Origin of the sequence: Sorangium sp. So ce1335, from assembly GCF_051521615.1 — a bacterium.
Classification (GTDB): domain Bacteria; phylum Myxococcota_A; class Polyangia; order Polyangiales; family Polyangiaceae; genus Sorangium.
The window spans coordinates 7,350,116-7,366,265 of sequence record NZ_CP150363.1 but is presented as its reverse complement, the minus strand read 5'-3'; the positions used below and the strand labels follow the sequence as shown (position 1 = coordinate 7,366,265).

At 71.9% G+C, this 16,150-nt stretch carries 11 protein-coding genes; 6 read left to right on the top strand and 5 right to left on the bottom strand.

Annotated features, from left to right (window positions below; genetic code table 11):
- The first annotated feature begins 11 nt into the window (after positions 1 to 11).
- The 3 genes from WMF24_RS27175 (at position 12) to WMF24_RS27165 (ending at position 4,320) form a co-directional block, all read left to right on the top strand.
- Entirely contained in the window at positions 12 to 1,064 is a 1,053-nt protein-coding gene (locus WMF24_RS27175; protein ID WP_437738860.1) for a 3-oxoacyl-ACP synthase III family protein, read from the top strand.
- Between the two features lie 149 nt (positions 1,065 to 1,213).
- Positions 1,214 to 2,023, top strand: a complete 810-nt coding sequence (locus WMF24_RS27170) for a class I SAM-dependent methyltransferase (protein WP_437730301.1) — start codon at positions 1,214 to 1,216, stop codon at positions 2,021 to 2,023.
- Positions 2,024 to 2,643: 620 nt separating this feature from the next.
- Positions 2,644 to 4,320 (top strand): protein kinase domain-containing protein, encoded by a 1,677-nt coding sequence (locus WMF24_RS27165; protein WP_437730300.1) that lies wholly within the window; start codon positions 2,644 to 2,646, stop codon positions 4,318 to 4,320.
- A 36-nt stretch (positions 4,321 to 4,356) separates the two neighbouring features.
- On the opposite strand, the gene WMF24_RS27160 is transcribed toward WMF24_RS27165, so the two are convergent.
- The gene (locus WMF24_RS27160) at positions 4,357 to 5,331 is read right to left on the bottom strand and encodes a BON domain-containing protein (RefSeq protein WP_437730299.1); all 975 of its coding nucleotides are present in this window, start codon (positions 5,329 to 5,331) and stop codon (positions 4,357 to 4,359) included.
- Between the two features lie 205 nt (positions 5,332 to 5,536).
- On the opposite strand from WMF24_RS27160, the gene WMF24_RS27155 reads away from it, so the two are divergent.
- Positions 5,537 to 7,306 carry a MutS-related protein gene (locus WMF24_RS27155; RefSeq protein WP_437730298.1) on the top strand — a complete coding sequence of 590 codons (1,770 nt, stop codon included), beginning with the start codon at positions 5,537 to 5,539 and terminating at the stop codon, positions 7,304 to 7,306.
- 55 nt (positions 7,307 to 7,361) lie between these two features.
- Positions 7,362 to 8,345 carry an aldo/keto reductase gene (locus tag WMF24_RS27150; RefSeq protein ID WP_437730297.1) on the top strand — a complete coding sequence of 328 codons (984 nt, stop codon included), beginning with the start codon at positions 7,362 to 7,364 and terminating at the stop codon, positions 8,343 to 8,345.
- Between the two features lie 57 nt (positions 8,346 to 8,402).
- Here the strand turns inward: WMF24_RS27150 and WMF24_RS27145 are convergent, their stop codons facing one another.
- On the bottom strand, positions 8,403 to 8,762 hold the full coding sequence (locus WMF24_RS27145; RefSeq protein ID WP_437730296.1) for a phage holin family protein: 360 nt from the start codon (positions 8,760 to 8,762) through the stop codon (positions 8,403 to 8,405).
- Positions 8,763 to 8,918: 156 nt separating this feature from the next.
- Entirely contained in the window at positions 8,919 to 10,271 is a 1,353-nt protein-coding gene (argG, locus tag WMF24_RS27140) for an argininosuccinate synthase (protein WP_437730295.1), read from the bottom strand.
- 201 nt (positions 10,272 to 10,472) lie between these two features.
- Between argG and WMF24_RS27135 the strand changes: the two genes are divergently transcribed.
- Entirely contained in the window at positions 10,473 to 11,300 is an 828-nt protein-coding gene (locus WMF24_RS27135) for a GNAT family N-acetyltransferase (protein WP_437730294.1), read from the top strand.
- A gap of 355 nt (positions 11,301 to 11,655) precedes the next feature.
- Here WMF24_RS27135 and WMF24_RS27130 read toward each other — a convergent pair whose 3' ends face one another.
- Positions 11,656 to 13,809, bottom strand: a complete 2,154-nt coding sequence (locus WMF24_RS27130) for an anthranilate synthase component I (protein WP_437730293.1) — start codon at positions 13,807 to 13,809, stop codon at positions 11,656 to 11,658.
- Positions 13,810 to 13,918: 109 nt separating this feature from the next.
- Positions 13,919 to 16,099 carry an aminodeoxychorismate synthase component I gene (pabB, locus tag WMF24_RS27125; protein ID WP_437730292.1) on the bottom strand — a complete coding sequence of 727 codons (2,181 nt, stop codon included), beginning with the start codon at positions 16,097 to 16,099 and terminating at the stop codon, positions 13,919 to 13,921.
- Positions 16,100 to 16,150 lie beyond the last annotated feature (51 nt).

The window sequence follows — 16,150 nt, the reverse complement described above, 5'->3', positions numbered from 1 at the left end:
CGGTGGCAAAGATGGGATTTGAGATCATCGGGACGGGGCACTACGTGCCCGGCGAACCTGTCACCAACGACGACCTCGCGCGGGTGATCACGACCTCCGACGAGTGGATCTACCAGCGCTCCGGCATCCGCCAGCGGCATTACGCGCCGGACGGCGTGGGGGTGAGCGACCTGGCGTGCGAGGCGGCGAAGCGCGCCATCGAGTCCGCCCGCATTTCCCCGTCGGAGATCGACTACATCCTCTTTGCCACGATGACGCCGGACTACGTGTTCCCCGGCTCCGGGGCGCTGCTCGGCGCGAAGCTGGGCATTCCCGGCGTCCCGGCGCTCGACATCCGGCAGCAGTGCGCCGCCATGCTGTTCGGCCTCCAGACGGTCGACGGGCTCATCCAGACCGGGGCCGCGAAGACGGTCCTGTTCGTCGGCGCGGAGGCGCACGCCGGCTTCATGCCGTGGGAGGACTGGGGCGCGCTCGATCCGAAGAACGGCCGCTCCGCGACGCCGGAGGCGCGGGCGCGCGCCGATCGCCACCGCAACCTCGCGGTCCTCTTCGGAGACGGGTCCGGCGCGCTCGTCCTTCGCGCGACCGACCGGGACGCGGGCCTTCGCGCCAACAAGATCTGCTCCGACGGGCGGTTCGCCGAGCTCCTCTTCGTGCCGGGCGGCGGCTTCCGCTCGCGCCCCTACTGGAAGCAGGGGTCGTTCGAGGAGGACGCGCACATCCCCCGCATGGATGGCCGCGAGCTCTTCAAGTTCGCCGTGACGAAGCTCCCGGCGACAGCGCGGGAGCTCTGCGCCTCTCAGGGCGTCACGATCGAGGACATCGACGTGTTCCTGGCGCACCAGGCGAACGGCCGGATCAACGAGCACATCCGCAAGGACCTCGGCGTGCCCGTCGAGAAGCTCCCGAGCAACATCGACCGGTTCGGCAACACGAGCGGCGCGACCGTGCCCATCCTCATCGACGAGGAGATGCGCGCGGGCCGGGTGAAGAAGGGGCAGCTCGCCATGGTGCTCGCGCTCGGCACGGGCGTGCACTGGGGCTGCGCGCTCTGGAGGCTCTGAGCCGCTGAGCGGCCGCGAAGGCGCCGCCGCTCCACACCCCCGCGCGCCGGGGCTGGCATCGATCTCGCCTTTGCCTCCAGGCCCGGTGGGGGGCGCCGGACTCGTTCGCGCCCGCCCGGTGGTCTGGGCAGGGAAGGAGCACGGCGGGGGTGCAAAGCACGGATCAGCTCGTGCGATCGGTCTACGACCGCATCGCCGAGCTGTACGACGACCGGTGGGGCCGCCACATGAGGCTGCCTCAGGATCGGCTCACGGAAGGGCTCGAGCTCGCTCCGGGCGCGCGGTGCGTCGACCTCGGGTGCGGCACGGGGGTCGAGACCGTCGAGATGCTGAGGCGGGTCGCGCCCGGCGAGGTCGTCGGGGTCGACTGCTCCGAGGAGATGCTCCGCGCCGCCAGGGCCCGTGCCGCGGCGGCGGGGCTCACGCTCTCGACGAGGCGCGCCGAGGCGGAGGCCTTCCTCCGCCGCGCGGGGGCGTCGAGCTTCGACATCGTCACGCTGCGCTTCTGCCTCGCCTACCTCGACTGGCGGTCGGCGCTGCCGTGCCTCGGGCGCGTCGTCCGGCCCGGCGGCCGCGCCGGGATCCTGACGAACCTCTCGAGCAGCACGCCGCAGGCGTACGCGGTCTACTGCCGGATGGCGGACGAGCTCGCCCTCGATCGGGTGAAGCTGCCGGTCCCGGACAGCGCCGGACAGGTCAGCGAGGCGCTCGAGCGCGGCGGGCTCTGCACGGTGGAGGCCTGGACCCACCGGTTCCGGCTGTGGTTCGGCTCCGGGGCGCAGGTGGCCGCCTGGCTCCAGGAGAGCGGGTTCGTGACCCACGCCGCGCTGCGCGAGTTTCCCCCGGAGATGCTCCAGCCGCTCTGCGATGAGTTCGCTGCCCGCCTGGAGGCCTACAGGGAACCCGACGGCATCCCGCTCGATTTCGAGCTCGCCGGCGTCATCGCGGCCCAACCGTGAGGCGACGAGCGACGAGCGACGCGAGAGGCGCCCGAGCGCGAGCACAGGGCTGTCGTGAGCGTGTTCGATCCGCCGTGGCAAAAGGCCTCATGTGCACGGAATGAGCGAAAAGGCGCGAAAGGCTCGAAAGGCGCGAAGGGCGCGGAACACGCCGGACGGCGGAACGCGCAGGGCGCGCACGATTTTCCATGGGAACCGCCTGTGGCGGATTGCACGCGGCGTCCTCTTTGTTACCTTTCATCCACCGCCCGCAGCGACCCCTCGTCCGCAGCGCCGTCGACCGACGCCGGCCTGCGCGACGCGTCTCCGGCAGATCCGGCCCCACGCGCAGCGGTGAGACGAGCAGCGGTGAGACGAGCAGCGGTGATGCAGCGCGCGCCGCCAGCACCTGGCGACACGCGGCAGCTGCGGCACCTGCGGCGACCACGGCGACCTGCAGCGACATGCCGATGTTCACGTGGTCTGCTGTGTTCGGATGTCGTCTCGCCTCCTTCTCGTCCGCACGATCCCCGGCCCTTCAATCCACTGGGGCATGTTGCCTCGGCGGAAGCAGCACCAACGCTTCGTATTGAGTATTGACTTGGACACGCAATTATTGAATTTTGGATACTGAGGTGAGTGTGACCGGAGAACACGGAGCGTCGATCTTGAGGGACACGCCGACCCAGCTCGGGCTCGGCCGATATCGCCCCATTGCGAAGCTCGGCCGCGGCGGGATGGCCGACGTCTTCCTCGCGATGGCGCACGGGCCGGCCTCCGTGAACAAGCTGGTCGTGGTCAAGCGGCTTCGGAACTTCGCCGACGAGGATCGACAGGTCCTCATGTTCATGGACGAGGCCAAGCTCTCGGCCCGGATGAACCACCCGAACGTCGTCCAGACCTACGAGGTCGGCAGCGATCAGGACGGCTACTTCATCGTGATGGAGTACCTCGAGGGCCAGCCGCTGAAGCGCGTCATGAAATCGGCCGTCGACCGGGAGCCGGGCACGGGCGGGCTGGTGCGCGCGACGTGGCTCCGGGTCATCGCCGAGGTGCTGCGCGGCCTGCACTACGCGCACGAGCTCTGCGATTTCGACGGCAAGCCGCTCGGGATCGTGCACCGCGACGTCTCCCCACACAACATCTTCATCACGTACGACGGCGCGGTGAAGCTCGTCGATTTCGGCGTGGCCAAGGCCGCTGTGAACTCCTCCCACACCGAGACCGGGACCTTCAAGGGCAAGCTGACCTATATGGCGCCCGAGCAGGTCACGTCGGGCAAGTCGGTGGATCGCCGGGCCGACATCTTCGCTGTGGGTATCGTGCTCTGGGAGCTCCTCGCCGGGCGGCGGCTGTTCGAGGGCGACCAGATCACCGTGATGCACCAGCTCCTCCTCGGGAAGATCCCGCGGCTCTCGACCGTCTCGCCGGGGATCCCGATCGCGCTCGACCAGATCGCCGCGAAGGCGCTCGAGCGCGAGCCGTCGAAGCGCTTCTCGACCGCGCAGGAGATGTGCGACGTGATCGAGAGCTACCTGCAGTGGTCGGGCGAGGACGTCCGCAGCGAGTTCCTCGGCGCGTGCATGCGGGGGATCTACGCGGAGAGCCGGGCGACGATCCGCCAGCAGATCAAGGCGCAGATCGACCGGGTGGCCAGGACGGCGGCCGCGAGCGAGAGCTCCGGCCCGGTGACGCTCAGCGGTGTCGGCCTCTCGATGGGGGGACCGACGAGCTCGCGCTCGGGCTCGGGCTCGGCGAGCAGGCTCCCCTACCTCGGGGAGCCGAGCCACCCGGGCATCGAGCCGTATTCGGGCCTCGAGCGGCACTCGGGCCTCGAGCGGCACTCGGGCGTCGCGCGGCCGAGGACGCCCGTGAGCGACTCCGTGAGCCTGCGCGCGACCGCGATGCCGGCGCCCCCCTCGAGGCGCGGCTACCTGGTCGGCGCATCCGGCCTGGCGGCGCTGGCCGCGGTGGCCGGGGGCGCGCTCTATGTCGCGAGCCAGCGCGTGCCCGCCGCCGCGCCCGCGGCGGCGGCCGCCGCCGCGCCCGCCGCGGTGGCCAGGGAGGCCGTCGAGAAGAAGCCTGACGAGAGCCCGAAGGCGAGCGTGGTGATCGCGAGCGACCCGCCGGACGCGATCGTGAGCTGGAAGGGCAAGACGCTCGGCAAGACGCCGCTCAAGACCGAGCTGCCCGTGGGGACGCAGGTCGTTGTCGTGTCGAGGTCCGACTGCTTCGACGAGACGATCATGCTGACGCTCGCGCCCGCGGAGTCCGTCGAGCGCTCCGTCAAGCTGCGGCCCACGAACTACGCGAAGTAGCCCTGTCCGGGCGAGCGCTGCCCGGGCGGCCGGCCGTCATGAGCCGTGGCGGATGGTGGAGATCACCTTGGTGACGCCCTCGGCATCCATGGCATCCTTCACCGCCTCGGTCGCCTCCTTGACGCTGCCGACGCTGCCCTGCAGCGTGACGACCCCGTCGCGCACCGTGACGTTCAGCTTCCTCACCGCTTCGTGATCGCTGTCCGCGAGCTTGCCGCCCACCGCGTTGCGGAGCTCCTGGTCTGTCGGCCGCTTGTCCGCTCCCTTGCCCTGCTTCGTGGCAGTGACGGAGCCGTCGCGGTTGAAGCTGACCTGATAGTCGTCGTCCTTCGCCGCCTGCGTCCAGGCGTCGCGCGCGCTCGCCACGGCGCTCCCGGGTTGCGCCTTGTCCCTGGCGCCGGCGGTCTGGTCCTGCTGCTCCTTTCCTTGGTGGCCTTGCGGCGCGGCCTGATCGCTGGGGGCCGCGGGCCGCCCGGCCTGCTCGCGGCCGGCCTGCTCGCGGTCGCCCTTGGGCGCGCCGGTCTGCTCGCGGCCGGCCTGTTCGCGGTCGTCCTTGAGCGCGCCGGTCTGCTCGCGGCCGGCCTGCTCGCGGTCGCCCTTGGGCGCGCCGGTCTGCTCGCGGCCGGCCTGCTCGCGGTCGCCCTTGAGCGCGCCGGTCTGCTCGCCGACCCGGTTCATCCGGTCGCTGACCTCGCTGCCCACCTGGCGCCCTTGCTCGGCGAGCTGCTCGGCTTTCTCGCCCACCTTCTCGGCCTGCTCGCGCGCCTCCCTGCCGAGCTCCTGGCCCTCCCGGGCGAGCTCTTCGGCCTTGTCGCCAAGCCGCTCGGCCTGGTCGCGCCCGTCCTGTCCGGGCGACTGGCCCTGCCTGTCGGCCGGCACGTTCCTGTCGCCGGTCTGGTCCCCCGGCTCGCGGACCGCCCCTTCGGCTCTCTCGCTCTCGCTCCTGCAGGCCGTGCCGACGAGGGCGATCGCGAGGACGGCGGGGCCGGAGAACCAGCGGATTCTGCTCATCGTGCAGCGGTAGCTCATGGTGCCTCTCCGTCCGCACACCCAGGCAGACGCCGTGCCATGGATGCGGTCGCCCCCGGCCGTTCGGGAACAACAGCGCGGCGCGCGTGTCGGCTGGGCCATGCCGAGAACTTCCCTGGCCACCGCGCGGCGGCGGCAACGGACACCGGACGAGCGCCCCGGCCCGACGCAGCGTAGGCTCGAGGCCGTGAGCGCGGCGTCGCCGGAACCTGTCCTGCTCGACGCCCTGCCCGGGCAGCGCGCCGCGCCGGATCTGCTCTCGTACCGGCCCGCGCTGCGGGTCGACGCGCGGGCGGTCAAGGAGTCGCTGGCGTTCGCGTTCGCGGGCGGCGCCCCCTCGGGGGCCTTCGACCGGCACATCGAGTCGGCGTCGCTGCCCGCGTCGACCTGGGACCCGGCGCGCTTCGCGCAGCACGTGTTCCTGCAGGAGCTCATCGTGGGCTGCCTCCACTTCACGAGCGAGGGGCGCACGTACATCCCGAGCCCGGCGCTGCTCGGCCGCGCGCTCTCGCAGCCGCCGAGCGACCGCGACACCGTCGAGCTCCGGCGCGACGTCTTCCGCGAGCTCGCCGGGTCGGAGGCGCTGCGCCGCGATCTCGGCCGCGCGTACGCGGCGCTCCGCCGCTGGGTTGGCCAGCTCGAGACGATCTCGATCTCCCGCCGGGAGAGCAGCCGGCGCCGGCTGGACATCCTCGTGGCCGCGAAGGAGGCGATCGACGCGCTCGCCGACGGGTTCGCTGGCGCTCGCTCGGGCCTCTCGCGGCTCCCCGCGTTCGGCGCGGCCGTGCGCGCGACGGAGGGCTACCGCCGCCTCGCGGACCTGCTCGCGTACGACGAGGAGCTCGCGACGCTGGACGTCCGGATCCGCGTCGGCTCCGACGGCCACGTGCGCGATCTCCGCGCGCTGTCGATCCGCGAGAACGACGGGAACCGCTTCTACCAGTCGCCGATCGGGCGCGTGCTCACGAAGCTCGTGATGCTGTGGAGGGGGTACCGGTTCAGCGACGACGAGCTGCTCACCCGCCACGTCAACGGCGTGTTCGAGGGCATCGAGGACGAGCTCGTCGCGCTCGTCCAGCTCGTCGGGGACTTCGAGTTCTACCTCGCGGGCCTCGCGCTGCGCGAGCGCGCCCGCGCGGCCGGGCTCTCCGTCTGCCTGCCCGAGCTCGCCTGGCCAAGCGGCCCTGAGCTCGTCAGACCAAGCGGCCCTGAGCTCGTCAGACCAGGCGGCCCTGAGCTCGCCATGCCACGCGGCGCGCGCGACGAGGCGCCGGGGCGTGAGCTCAGGGGGCTGTTCAACCCGCTCCTGCTCGCGAGCGCGGCGAGCATCGTGCCGTGCGACATCGCGACCGAGCGCCACGACGCGACGGTCATCGTGACGGGGCCGAACTCCGGGGGGAAGACGCGGCTGCTCGAGGCGCTCTCGCTCGCGCAGATGCTGGGGCAGGCGGGCTTCTTCGTGCCGGCCGCCGAGGCCCGCCTCTCGCCGTGCCACGGGCTGTTCGTGTCGCTGATCGAGCAGGCGCAGGCCGACCAGAGCGAGGGCAGGCTCGGGATGGAGCTCCTGCGCATCCGGGCGCTGTTCGAGGCGATGCAGGTCGGCGACATGGTGGTGCTCGACGAGCTCTGCTCCGGCACGAACCCGTCCGAGGGGGAGGAGATCTTCCAGCTCGTGATCTCGCTCCTCGCGGAGCTCCGGCCGCAGGCGTTCATCACGACGCACTTCCTGGAGCTCGCGGCGCGGCTGGAGCGCGACCGGCCGGTCGATCGGCTCGTGTTCCTCCAGGTCGAGCTCGATGCGCAGCAGTGGCCGACGTACAAGTTCGTCGGCGGGGTGGCCCGGACCTCGCTCGCGCAGCGGACCGCGGCGCGGCTCGGGGTCACGCGCGAGGAGCTCGTCGCGCTCGTCGAGCGCAGCAAGCGCGCGCACCGCCGGCGCGAGGCCGAGCCCGGCTGATCGCCTGGCTCGGCGCGCTCGCCGCGGACGGAAAAATCTGATTGTATGCGCCGCCATGGAGTATCGATCTCTTGGCAGGACGGGTTTCCGCGTCTCCACGGTGAGCTTCGGCGCCTGGGCGATCGGGGGCACCTGGGGCGACGTCGACGACAAGGAGTCGCTCGCCGCGCTGCACCGGGCCGTCGAGCGCGGCGTGAACTTCTTCGACACCGCCGACGTGTACGGTGACGGCCGGAGCGAGCGGCTGCTCGCGCGCCTGCGGCGCGAGCGGCGCGAGGAGATCGTCATCGCGACGAAGGCGGGCCGGCGGCTGAGCCCCCACGACGCGGCCGGCTACAGCGCGGAGAACCTCACGGCCTTCGTCGAGCGCAGCCTGAAGAACCTCGAGACGGACGCGCTCGACCTCGTGCAGCTGCACTGCCCGCCGACGGACGTCTATTACCGGCCCGAGGTGTTCGATGTCCTCGACCGGCTCGTGAAGGCGGGCAAGGTCCGTTTTTACGGCGTCAGCGTCGAGCGGGTGGAGGAGGCGCTGAAGGCGATCGAGTACCCCGGCGTGCAGTCGGTGCAGATCATCTACAACGTGCTCCGGCAGCGCCCGGCCGAGCTGTTCTTCCCGGAGGCGAAGCGCCGGCAGGTCGGGATCCTGGCGCGACTGCCGCTCTCCTCGGGGCTGCTCACCGGCAAGATGAGCCCCGCGACGAAGTTCGCCGCCGACGATCACCGCAACTTCAACCGCGAGGGCGCCGCGTTCGACAAGGGCGAGACGTTCTCGGGGGTCGACTACGAGCTGGGCCTCGAGGTGGTCGAGGAGCTCCGCCCGCTCGTGCCGCCCGGCGTGAGCATGGGCGCGTGGACGATGCGGTGGATCCTCATGCAGGACGCGGTGACGTGCGTCATCCCCGGCGCGAAGCGGCCCGATCAGGTGGACCAGAACGCGAGCGCCGCGGACCTGCCCGCGCTGCCGCCGGAGACGATGGCGAAGATCCGCGAGATCTACGACCGCCGGCTCCGGCCGGTGGTTCACCAGCGCTGGTAATCGAGACGTCGGCGAGGAGGCGCCGGGGCCGGCCGGCGCCGACTCACCGGCGCCGACTCAGAGGATGCGCGGCAGGAGCCACCCGGCGAACGAGACGAGGGCGGCCGTGCCGAAGAGCGAGCCGAGCCCGCGGATCTCGAAATCGTCGATCAGCTTGTCCGTCGCCCAGAGCAGCACGGAGTTCACGACGATGCCGAAGAAGAGGTAGGCCAGGCCGAGCGTCAGGACGGCGGCGGGCAGGAGCGCCACGGCGACGAGGAACTTCACGAACCATCCGAGCAGGAGGTTGAGGAGCGTGAAGACCGCGGCGACGACGAGGGCCGTCCCTGTCTTGCGGATGCGCACGCCGGGCATGAGCTTCGTTCCGACGAGGACCGCGAGGCCCGCGGCGAGTGCCTGGATGATGAGCGTCTTCATGACCACCTCCCTGGGCCGGCGCCGCGCGGGGCGGGCCGGGGTTCGCCCGTTCTTGGTGACCCAGGCGCGGGCCGGGCGCAACCTCGCCCGGCCGGGGGCTGAGCGCCCGGGACGCGTTCAGCGGTCGCCCGGGCGCTGCAGGTCATGGACTCGCGGTCACGGCTTCGGCTTGTCGCCGCCGAGCAGCTCGCCGATGGCGGGGGCGCCGCCCGGGCCGAGGGCCTGGGCGCTCTCGATGAGGTGGATCAGGAACTGGCGGTTGTCGGTCACCGAGAGGTTCTGGAGCTCGAGCGCGCCGATGCGGTCCTCGGGGGTGAAGTAGGCCTCCTCGACCTTCTCCATCGAGAGCTTCTCCGGCGCATAGGCCATGTAGTCGGCGCGCGTGCTCAGGATGCTGTAATCGTCGCCGCGGCGCAGCTCGAGCGTCACCTCGCCGGTCACGCCGGGGGCGATCCAGCGCGAGAGCGCGTCCTTCAGCATCATGGCCTCGGGGTCGTACCACTTGCCCTCGTAGAGCAGGCGCCCGAGGCGGCGGCCCTGGGTGAAGTACACGTCGAGGGTGTTCTCGTTGTGGATCGCGGACAGGAGCCGCTCGTACACGGCGTGGAGCAGGGCCATGCCGGGCGCCTCGTAGATGCCGCGGCTCTTCGCGTCGATGACGCGGTTCTCGATCTGGTCGCTCATGCCGAGCCCGTGGCGCCCGCCGATCCGGTTGCACTCGACGAACAGGTCGAACAGCGAGCCGAAGCGCTTGCCGTCGATCGTCGTCGGGACGCCGCGCTCGAAGCCGAGGGTCACCGTCTCGGGCTCGATGGCGACCTCCGGCCGGAAGGAGGCGACGCCCATGATCGGCTGGACGATCTTGATCCCGGTGTTCAGGTGCTCGAGGTCCTTCGCCTCGTGCGTCGCGCCGAGCACGTTGGCGTCGGTGCTGTAGGCCTTCTCCGTCCCCATGCGGTAGGGCAGCCCGTGGCGCTGGAGGTACTCGCTCATCTCCTTGCGCCCGCCGAGCTCACCGACGAACTTCGGGTCGAGCCAGGGCTTGTAGATCTTGAGCGAGGGGTCGACGAAGATGCCGTAGCGGTAGAACCGCTGGATGTCGTTGCCCTTGTGCGTGCTGCCGTCCCCGAACACGTGGACGTCGTCGTCGCGCATCGCGCGCACGATCGCGGTCGTCGTCACCGCGCGGCCGAGCGGCGTCGTGTTGAAGTACTTCTTGCCGCCCGTCGAGAGGTGGAAGGCGCCGCACTGGATGGCGAGGATGCCCTCGCGGACGAGCGCCTCGCGGCAGTCGACGAGCTTCGCGGAGACCGCGCCGTGCTGCAGGGCGATCGGCGGGATATCGCCGGGGGAGTCCTCGTCCGGCTGCGCCAGATCGGCGGTGTACGCATGCACCTTGAGCCCGTTGCGCGCGAGCCACGCCACCGCGCAGCGCGTGTCGAGCCCGCCCGAGAACGCGATGCCGAGGTGGGTGCCGGCCGGGGGAAGAGAACGGAAGATCCTGCTCATGGCGGCGCAGCATAGCCACAACGCGCGCGGACGCGCGAGCGTTGATCGCGGCCCGGGGGAGCCCGGACGGCGGCTGCATCGGAGCGCGCCGCCGGCCGCGCGTGGGCTCGCCCGCACGGAGCGGGGCTCGTCGGACCAGGATGGAGGGCACCTTCTCACGCAGTCCTTCACGCGAGCCCTGCTCGCCGATAGAGGTGCGTCATGCCGAAGCTGTCGTACGCCGAGATTGCCCGGATCGAGGAGCGCCGCCTGGCGCTCGGCACCGCCGCCGTCGTCGCGTGCGCGGAGCCGATCGCGGGCGGGTGGATGACCTTCGACGGCGAGGGCTCCTGGGGTAACTTCGCCGTGGGGCTCGGGCTCGACGGGGCCGTCTCCAGCGAGGAGCTCGATCGCCTCGTCGCGTTCTACACGACGCGCGGCGCGGAGCCGCAGATCCAGGTCTGTCCCTTCGCGCACGAGTCGCTCGTGCGCGGCCTGGCCGAGCGGGGGTTCGTGCTGCGCGAGTTCGAGAACGTGCTGGCGCGCGAGATCGCGCCGGACGAGGATCTCCGGGCGCTGCTGGCGCGCGGCGGCCCCGAGCGGCTGGAGATCGTGCGCGTCGACCCCGCCGACGACGCGCAGGTCCGGGTGTTCATCGAGATCTCGACGAGCGGCTTCCGCCCCGAGGGCGAGCCGATCGCGCCGGCGCTCTTCGACATCACCCGCCGCCTTGTCGCGCACCCCGGGTGCGACTCGTACCTGGCGCTCGTCCACGGCGAGCCCGCCGGCGGCGGCTGCGTGGAGGTCTCCGGCGAGGGCGCCGCGCTCTTCGGCGCCTCGGTGCTCCCGCGCTTCCGGGAGCGCGGCATCCAGCACGCGCTCATCGTCCGCCGCATGGAGCGGGTGCGCGAGCGGGGCTGCCATCTCGTGTGCATCAGCGCGAGCCCCGGCATTCCCACGGAGCGGAACGCCATGCGGCTCGGGTTCTTCATGGCCTACAGCAAGGGTGTCTTCGTGCGGCGTGGCGAGAATTCGCAGAACCCAGGCTGAGTGCTCCTCGAGCGCCGTCGACCCGCGCGCTTGCAGGCGTGCAGCTCCGTCCTTGCAGAAGCGAAACAATCGCTCCGGACATCCATTCGAAATGCCCGGCCACGACGAGAACGTGCCGTGGCATGTCCAGTGCTACTAGCCAGAGCAGCGTCGCTGGCGTGGCCTTCTCCCCCCCCGAGGCCCCGGCGGCGCTTTTTCATTTTGTGATCCGGAGCCGGTCGCGCGCCTCGGACGTCGAGTAACGCGCCTCCGCGTTGAGCGGGTCATCAAGAGCTCCACGGTAAGCTCCGTGAGGGGGCGCCCGCGGCGCGGCGGACTCCCCCTCACGGAGCCGGGCGACTCGGCTCTCCCTTTCTTACCGCCCGCTGGCCCGCCGCAGCTCGGTCACCGCGTTTCGCACGAGCCGGAGCCCCACGTTGTCGTCCTGCGACAGGATCGACTCCGGGTGGAACTGCACCGCCGCCATCGGCAGCTCCGCGTGCTCGATCGCCATCACGACCCCGTCGTCGCTCTCGGCCGTGACCCTCAGCGACGCGGGGAGCGCGTCGCGCAGCGCATACAGCGAGTGGTAGCGCCCCGCCCGGAACTCGCGCGGCAACCCCTCGAAGATCCGCCCCCCGAGCACGCGCACCTTCGAGGCCTTCCCGTGCATCGGGTAGTCGAGGATGCCGAGCTTGCCGCCGAAGTGCTCGACCATCCCCTGAAGGCCGAGGCACACCCCGAAGACCGGCAGCCGCCGCTCGAGCAGCGCCGACAGCGTCCCCGAGAGATCGAAATCGCTCGGCGACCCCGGCCCCGGCGAGAGCACGACGAGATCCGGCGCGTACCGGTCGAGCTCGCCGTGAGGGAAGCCGGCCCGGAGCGTCACCACCTCGGCGCCCGTCTGCCGCAAGTAGTTGGCCAGGGTGTGAACGAACGAGTCCTGATGGTCGACGAGCAGCACCTTGAGCCCGGCCCCCGGCGCCGCCCCGAGCGCCGCCGGCGCCTGCGCAGGGACGCCGCGCGGCCTCCGGATCGCGTCGAGCAGCGCCGACGCCTTCACGTGCGTCTCGCGCTCCTCCTCGTCGGGATCGGAGTCGTAGAGCAGCGTCGCGCCCACGCGGACCTGCGCCACGCCGTCCTTGACCCGGATCGTGCGCAGCGTGAGCCCCGTGTTCATGTTGCCGTCGAAGCCGACGACCCCGACCGCGGCCCCGTACCACGCGCGCGGCGAGCGCTCGTGGTCCTCGATGAACTGCATCGCCCACGCCTTCGGCGCCCCCGTGACCGTCACCGCCCAGGTGTGCGCCAGGAACGCGTCGAGCGCGTCGAACCCCTCGCGCAGCCGGCCCTCGACGTGATCGACCGTGTGGATGAGCCGCGAGTACATCTCGATCTGCCGGCGGCCGATCACGCGCACGCTCCCCGGCACGCAGATGCGGGACTTGTCGTTGCGGTCGACGTCCGTGCACATCGTCAGCTCCGACTCGTCCTTCGCGGACGCGAGCAGGCGGGCGATCTGCGCCGCGTCGGCGATCGGATCGCTGCCGCGCGGGATCGTCCCCGAGATCGGGCACGTCTCGACGCGATCGCCCTCGACCCGCACGTACATCTCCGGCGACGCGCCGACGAGGTACTCGGCGTCGCCGAGGTTCATCAAGAAGCCGTACGGCGCCGGGTTGCGCTCGCGCAGCCGGTAGAACAGCTCGGTCGGCGGCACAGGGCACGGCTCGTAGAGCGTCTGGCCCGGGACGACCTCGAACAGATCGCCCCGCTTGAACGCCTCGCGCGCGACCCCGACCAGCGCGGCGTAGTCGCCCGGCGCGTACTCGTTCGGCGGCGCCTTGTCCGCGCCGACGTAGGCGCGCGCCGCGCCCTCGCGCGGCAGCCCCTCGGTCGAGCGACCGCCGTGCTCGATCTCGTAGCGCGTGCGCGTCGCGCGCTCGCGCCGGTGATCGACGGCGACGATCTCGTCGGGCAGGTAGAGCACGAGATCCCGCTGATCCGCCGGGCGCTCGAGGCGGAGCCGGATCGGCTCGAACTGGAAGGCGAGATCGTACGCGAAGGCGCCGTACAGCCCGAAGAGCGGGTCGCCCGAGGCGCTGAACAGCTCGATGAGCCGCCGCAGCACCGAGAAGATGGACGGCTGGCGGCTGCGCAGCTCCTCGGGCACCCGCTCCCCCGCCGGCCGGACCGCGCCGACCAGCTCGTCCCCGCGGCGCTCGAGGGCCGCGAGCGCGTCGAGGTCCCGGAGCGCCTCGTCGATCGCCGGCAAGATGACGCGCCCGCGCTCGTTCAGCGCGGTGAACCGGAAGTCGCGGCCCCGCGAGACGAGCACGAGCGGCGGATCGATGAAGCCGATATCCCATCGCGTGTACCGGCCGGGAACCTCGTAGCTGGACGCCAGGACCACGCCGAGGTGGCTGTCGAGCGCCTCCACGATGGGCTGGATCGCGCCGTCGACGGCGAGCTCCTCGACCACCCGCCGCACCGCGACTCCCTTCCGCGTATCGTTGCTCTCGCGTTTCAAGACTGCGTCTCCTTCTGCGCGGCGAGTATATGCGGTGCGGCATGCGCTCCGCACCGGCTTCTTCGCCGCGGGCAAGTGTTCGTCGGGCACGTCGGGCACGTCGGGCACGTCATCCGCGCGCTGCCCTCGGCGGACGCGCGCGGGGCGCGTCCCGCGCGGACGCGCGATCGGCGTCCGCGGCGCGCTCGGCGAGGTAGACGGCGCGGAGCAGCGGGAAGCTTTTGACGAGGACCTCCTCGTACTCGGCCTCGGGGCTCGACTCCGCGACGATCGCGCCGCCGCTGCCGAAGCTGACCCCCTCGGCGTCGGCGACGAGGGTGCGGATGGCGATGTTCATGTCCATCGTGCCCTCGAAGGCGAGGTACCCGATCGCGCCCGTGTACACGCCGCGCGCGCGCCGCTCGAGCGCGTCGATGATCGCGATGGTCCGGTGCTTCGGCGCCCCCGTGATCGAGCCGCCGGGGAAGCACGCTTCGAGCGCGTCGAGCGCGCCGCGGCCCTCCCGCAGCGCGCCCGTGATCACCGAGGAGAGCTGGAGCAGGGTCGCGTGCTCGGTGATCCGCATCAGCTCCTCGACCTCGATCGACCCCATCGCGCAGACCCGGCTGAGGTCGTTGCGGACGAGGTCGATGATCATGAGCAGCTCCGAGCGGTCCTTGTCGCTCGTCGCGAGATCGAGGCGCTGGGCCTGCGTCTCCTCTGCGGTCGCGCCCTTCGGCCGCGTCCCCTTGATCGGCTCGCTGCGCACCCGCCGCGCCCTGTCGACCGAGAGGAACCGCTCCGGCGACGACGACAGCACAGCGCCGTCCGGCAGCCGGAGGTAGGCCGAGAACGGCGCGGGGTTCGTGCGGCGCAGCACGCGGTAGAGGGCGAACGGGTCGAGCGAGGTCCGCGCGTGGAACTCGTTGGTGAGGCACACCTCGTACGTCTCGCCGTCGTGGATCGCGGCCAGGATGGCCCGGGCGGCGTCGAGGTGCTCCCGGCGCGAGAGGCGCTGCGACAGCGCGATGCCGTCGGCGAAGCCCTCGGGGACGGGCGGGAGCGCCGGCTCGGCGAGGTCCGGGAGCTGCCGGAGCCGCGCCGCGATCTCGTCGAGCCACGCGTCCCACGAGGGCGCCGCGCGCGAGCCCGCGTCGATGCGCGAGGGCGCCTCGGGCTCGCCCGCGTCGATCGCGCACGCGTACACCGCGCGCTCGACGTGGTCGAAGGCGAGGAGCCGCCGCGCGACCATCATCGCGCTGTCCGGGAGCGCGCGGCGCGGGTGGGCGGACGCGCCGAAGCCGAGGTGCTCCTTGAGCTCGTAGCCGAGGTAGCCGACGAGGCCGCCGGTGAAGGGGAAGGGCAGGCCGCTCGGCTCGAGCGACACGGACGCGAGCTCCCGCCGGAGCGCCGCGAACGGGCTCCCCTCGGACAGGGCCGGGGTGAAGAGGCCCCCCGGGCCGCCGGCGCGCCAGCGGGTCACGGCGGCGCCGCGGCTCTCGATCGCCTCGGTCGCGCTGCCCATGAACGAGAAGCGCCCGTCCGCGCCGGGCGCGCTCGAGTCGAGCCAGAACGCGTACGGGGCCGCGGCGAACAGCCCGGCGAACGCCCGCTCGGGGTCGACCCAGGGGAGCCGGACGCCGCGCACGCGGCCGCGCCCCCGCGCGCCCGCCGGGCGGGCCGCCGCGGCGCCGGGGCGCGCCGCAGCGCTCCTGTCGCGCGCGGCGCGCGCGGCGATGTTGCGGAAATTGCTGAGGATTTTTCTTCCGTGCTCGGTGCCGATCGACTCGGGGTGGAACTGCACGCCGTAGAACGGCCGGTCCTTGATCTTGAGGGCCATGATCAGCCCGTCGCCGCGCGTCCGCGCGGTCACCTCGATGTCGGCCGGGAGGTCGTCGTCGCTGACGAGGAGCGAGTGGTAACGCACCACCTTGAGCGGGCTGGGCACGCCCTCGAACAGCCCGTCTCCGCCGTGCTCGACCTCGGAGACCTTGCCGTGCATCACGCGCGGCGCGTGGCGGATGCGCCCGCCGAAGCGCGCCGCGAGCCCCTGGTGGCCGAGGCAGACCCCGAGGATCGGCGTCCCGGCGAGCGCGTCGATCACCTCCGCGCAGACGCCGAAGTCGTCCCGGCGCTCCGGGCGGCCGGGGCCGGGGGAGATGACGATGCTGTCGACCTCGAGGTCCCTGATCTCGGCGAGCGAGAGGCTGTCGTTCCTGACGATGATCGGCTCCTCGCCGTTCACCTCCCAGAGGTACTGCCCGAGGATGTGGGTGTACGAGTCGTAGTTGTCGAGGAGGAGTGTCTTCACGGCGAAGCTCCCCTGGGGGCCCGCGCGAAGCCCGTCGGCGCGGGGGCGCCG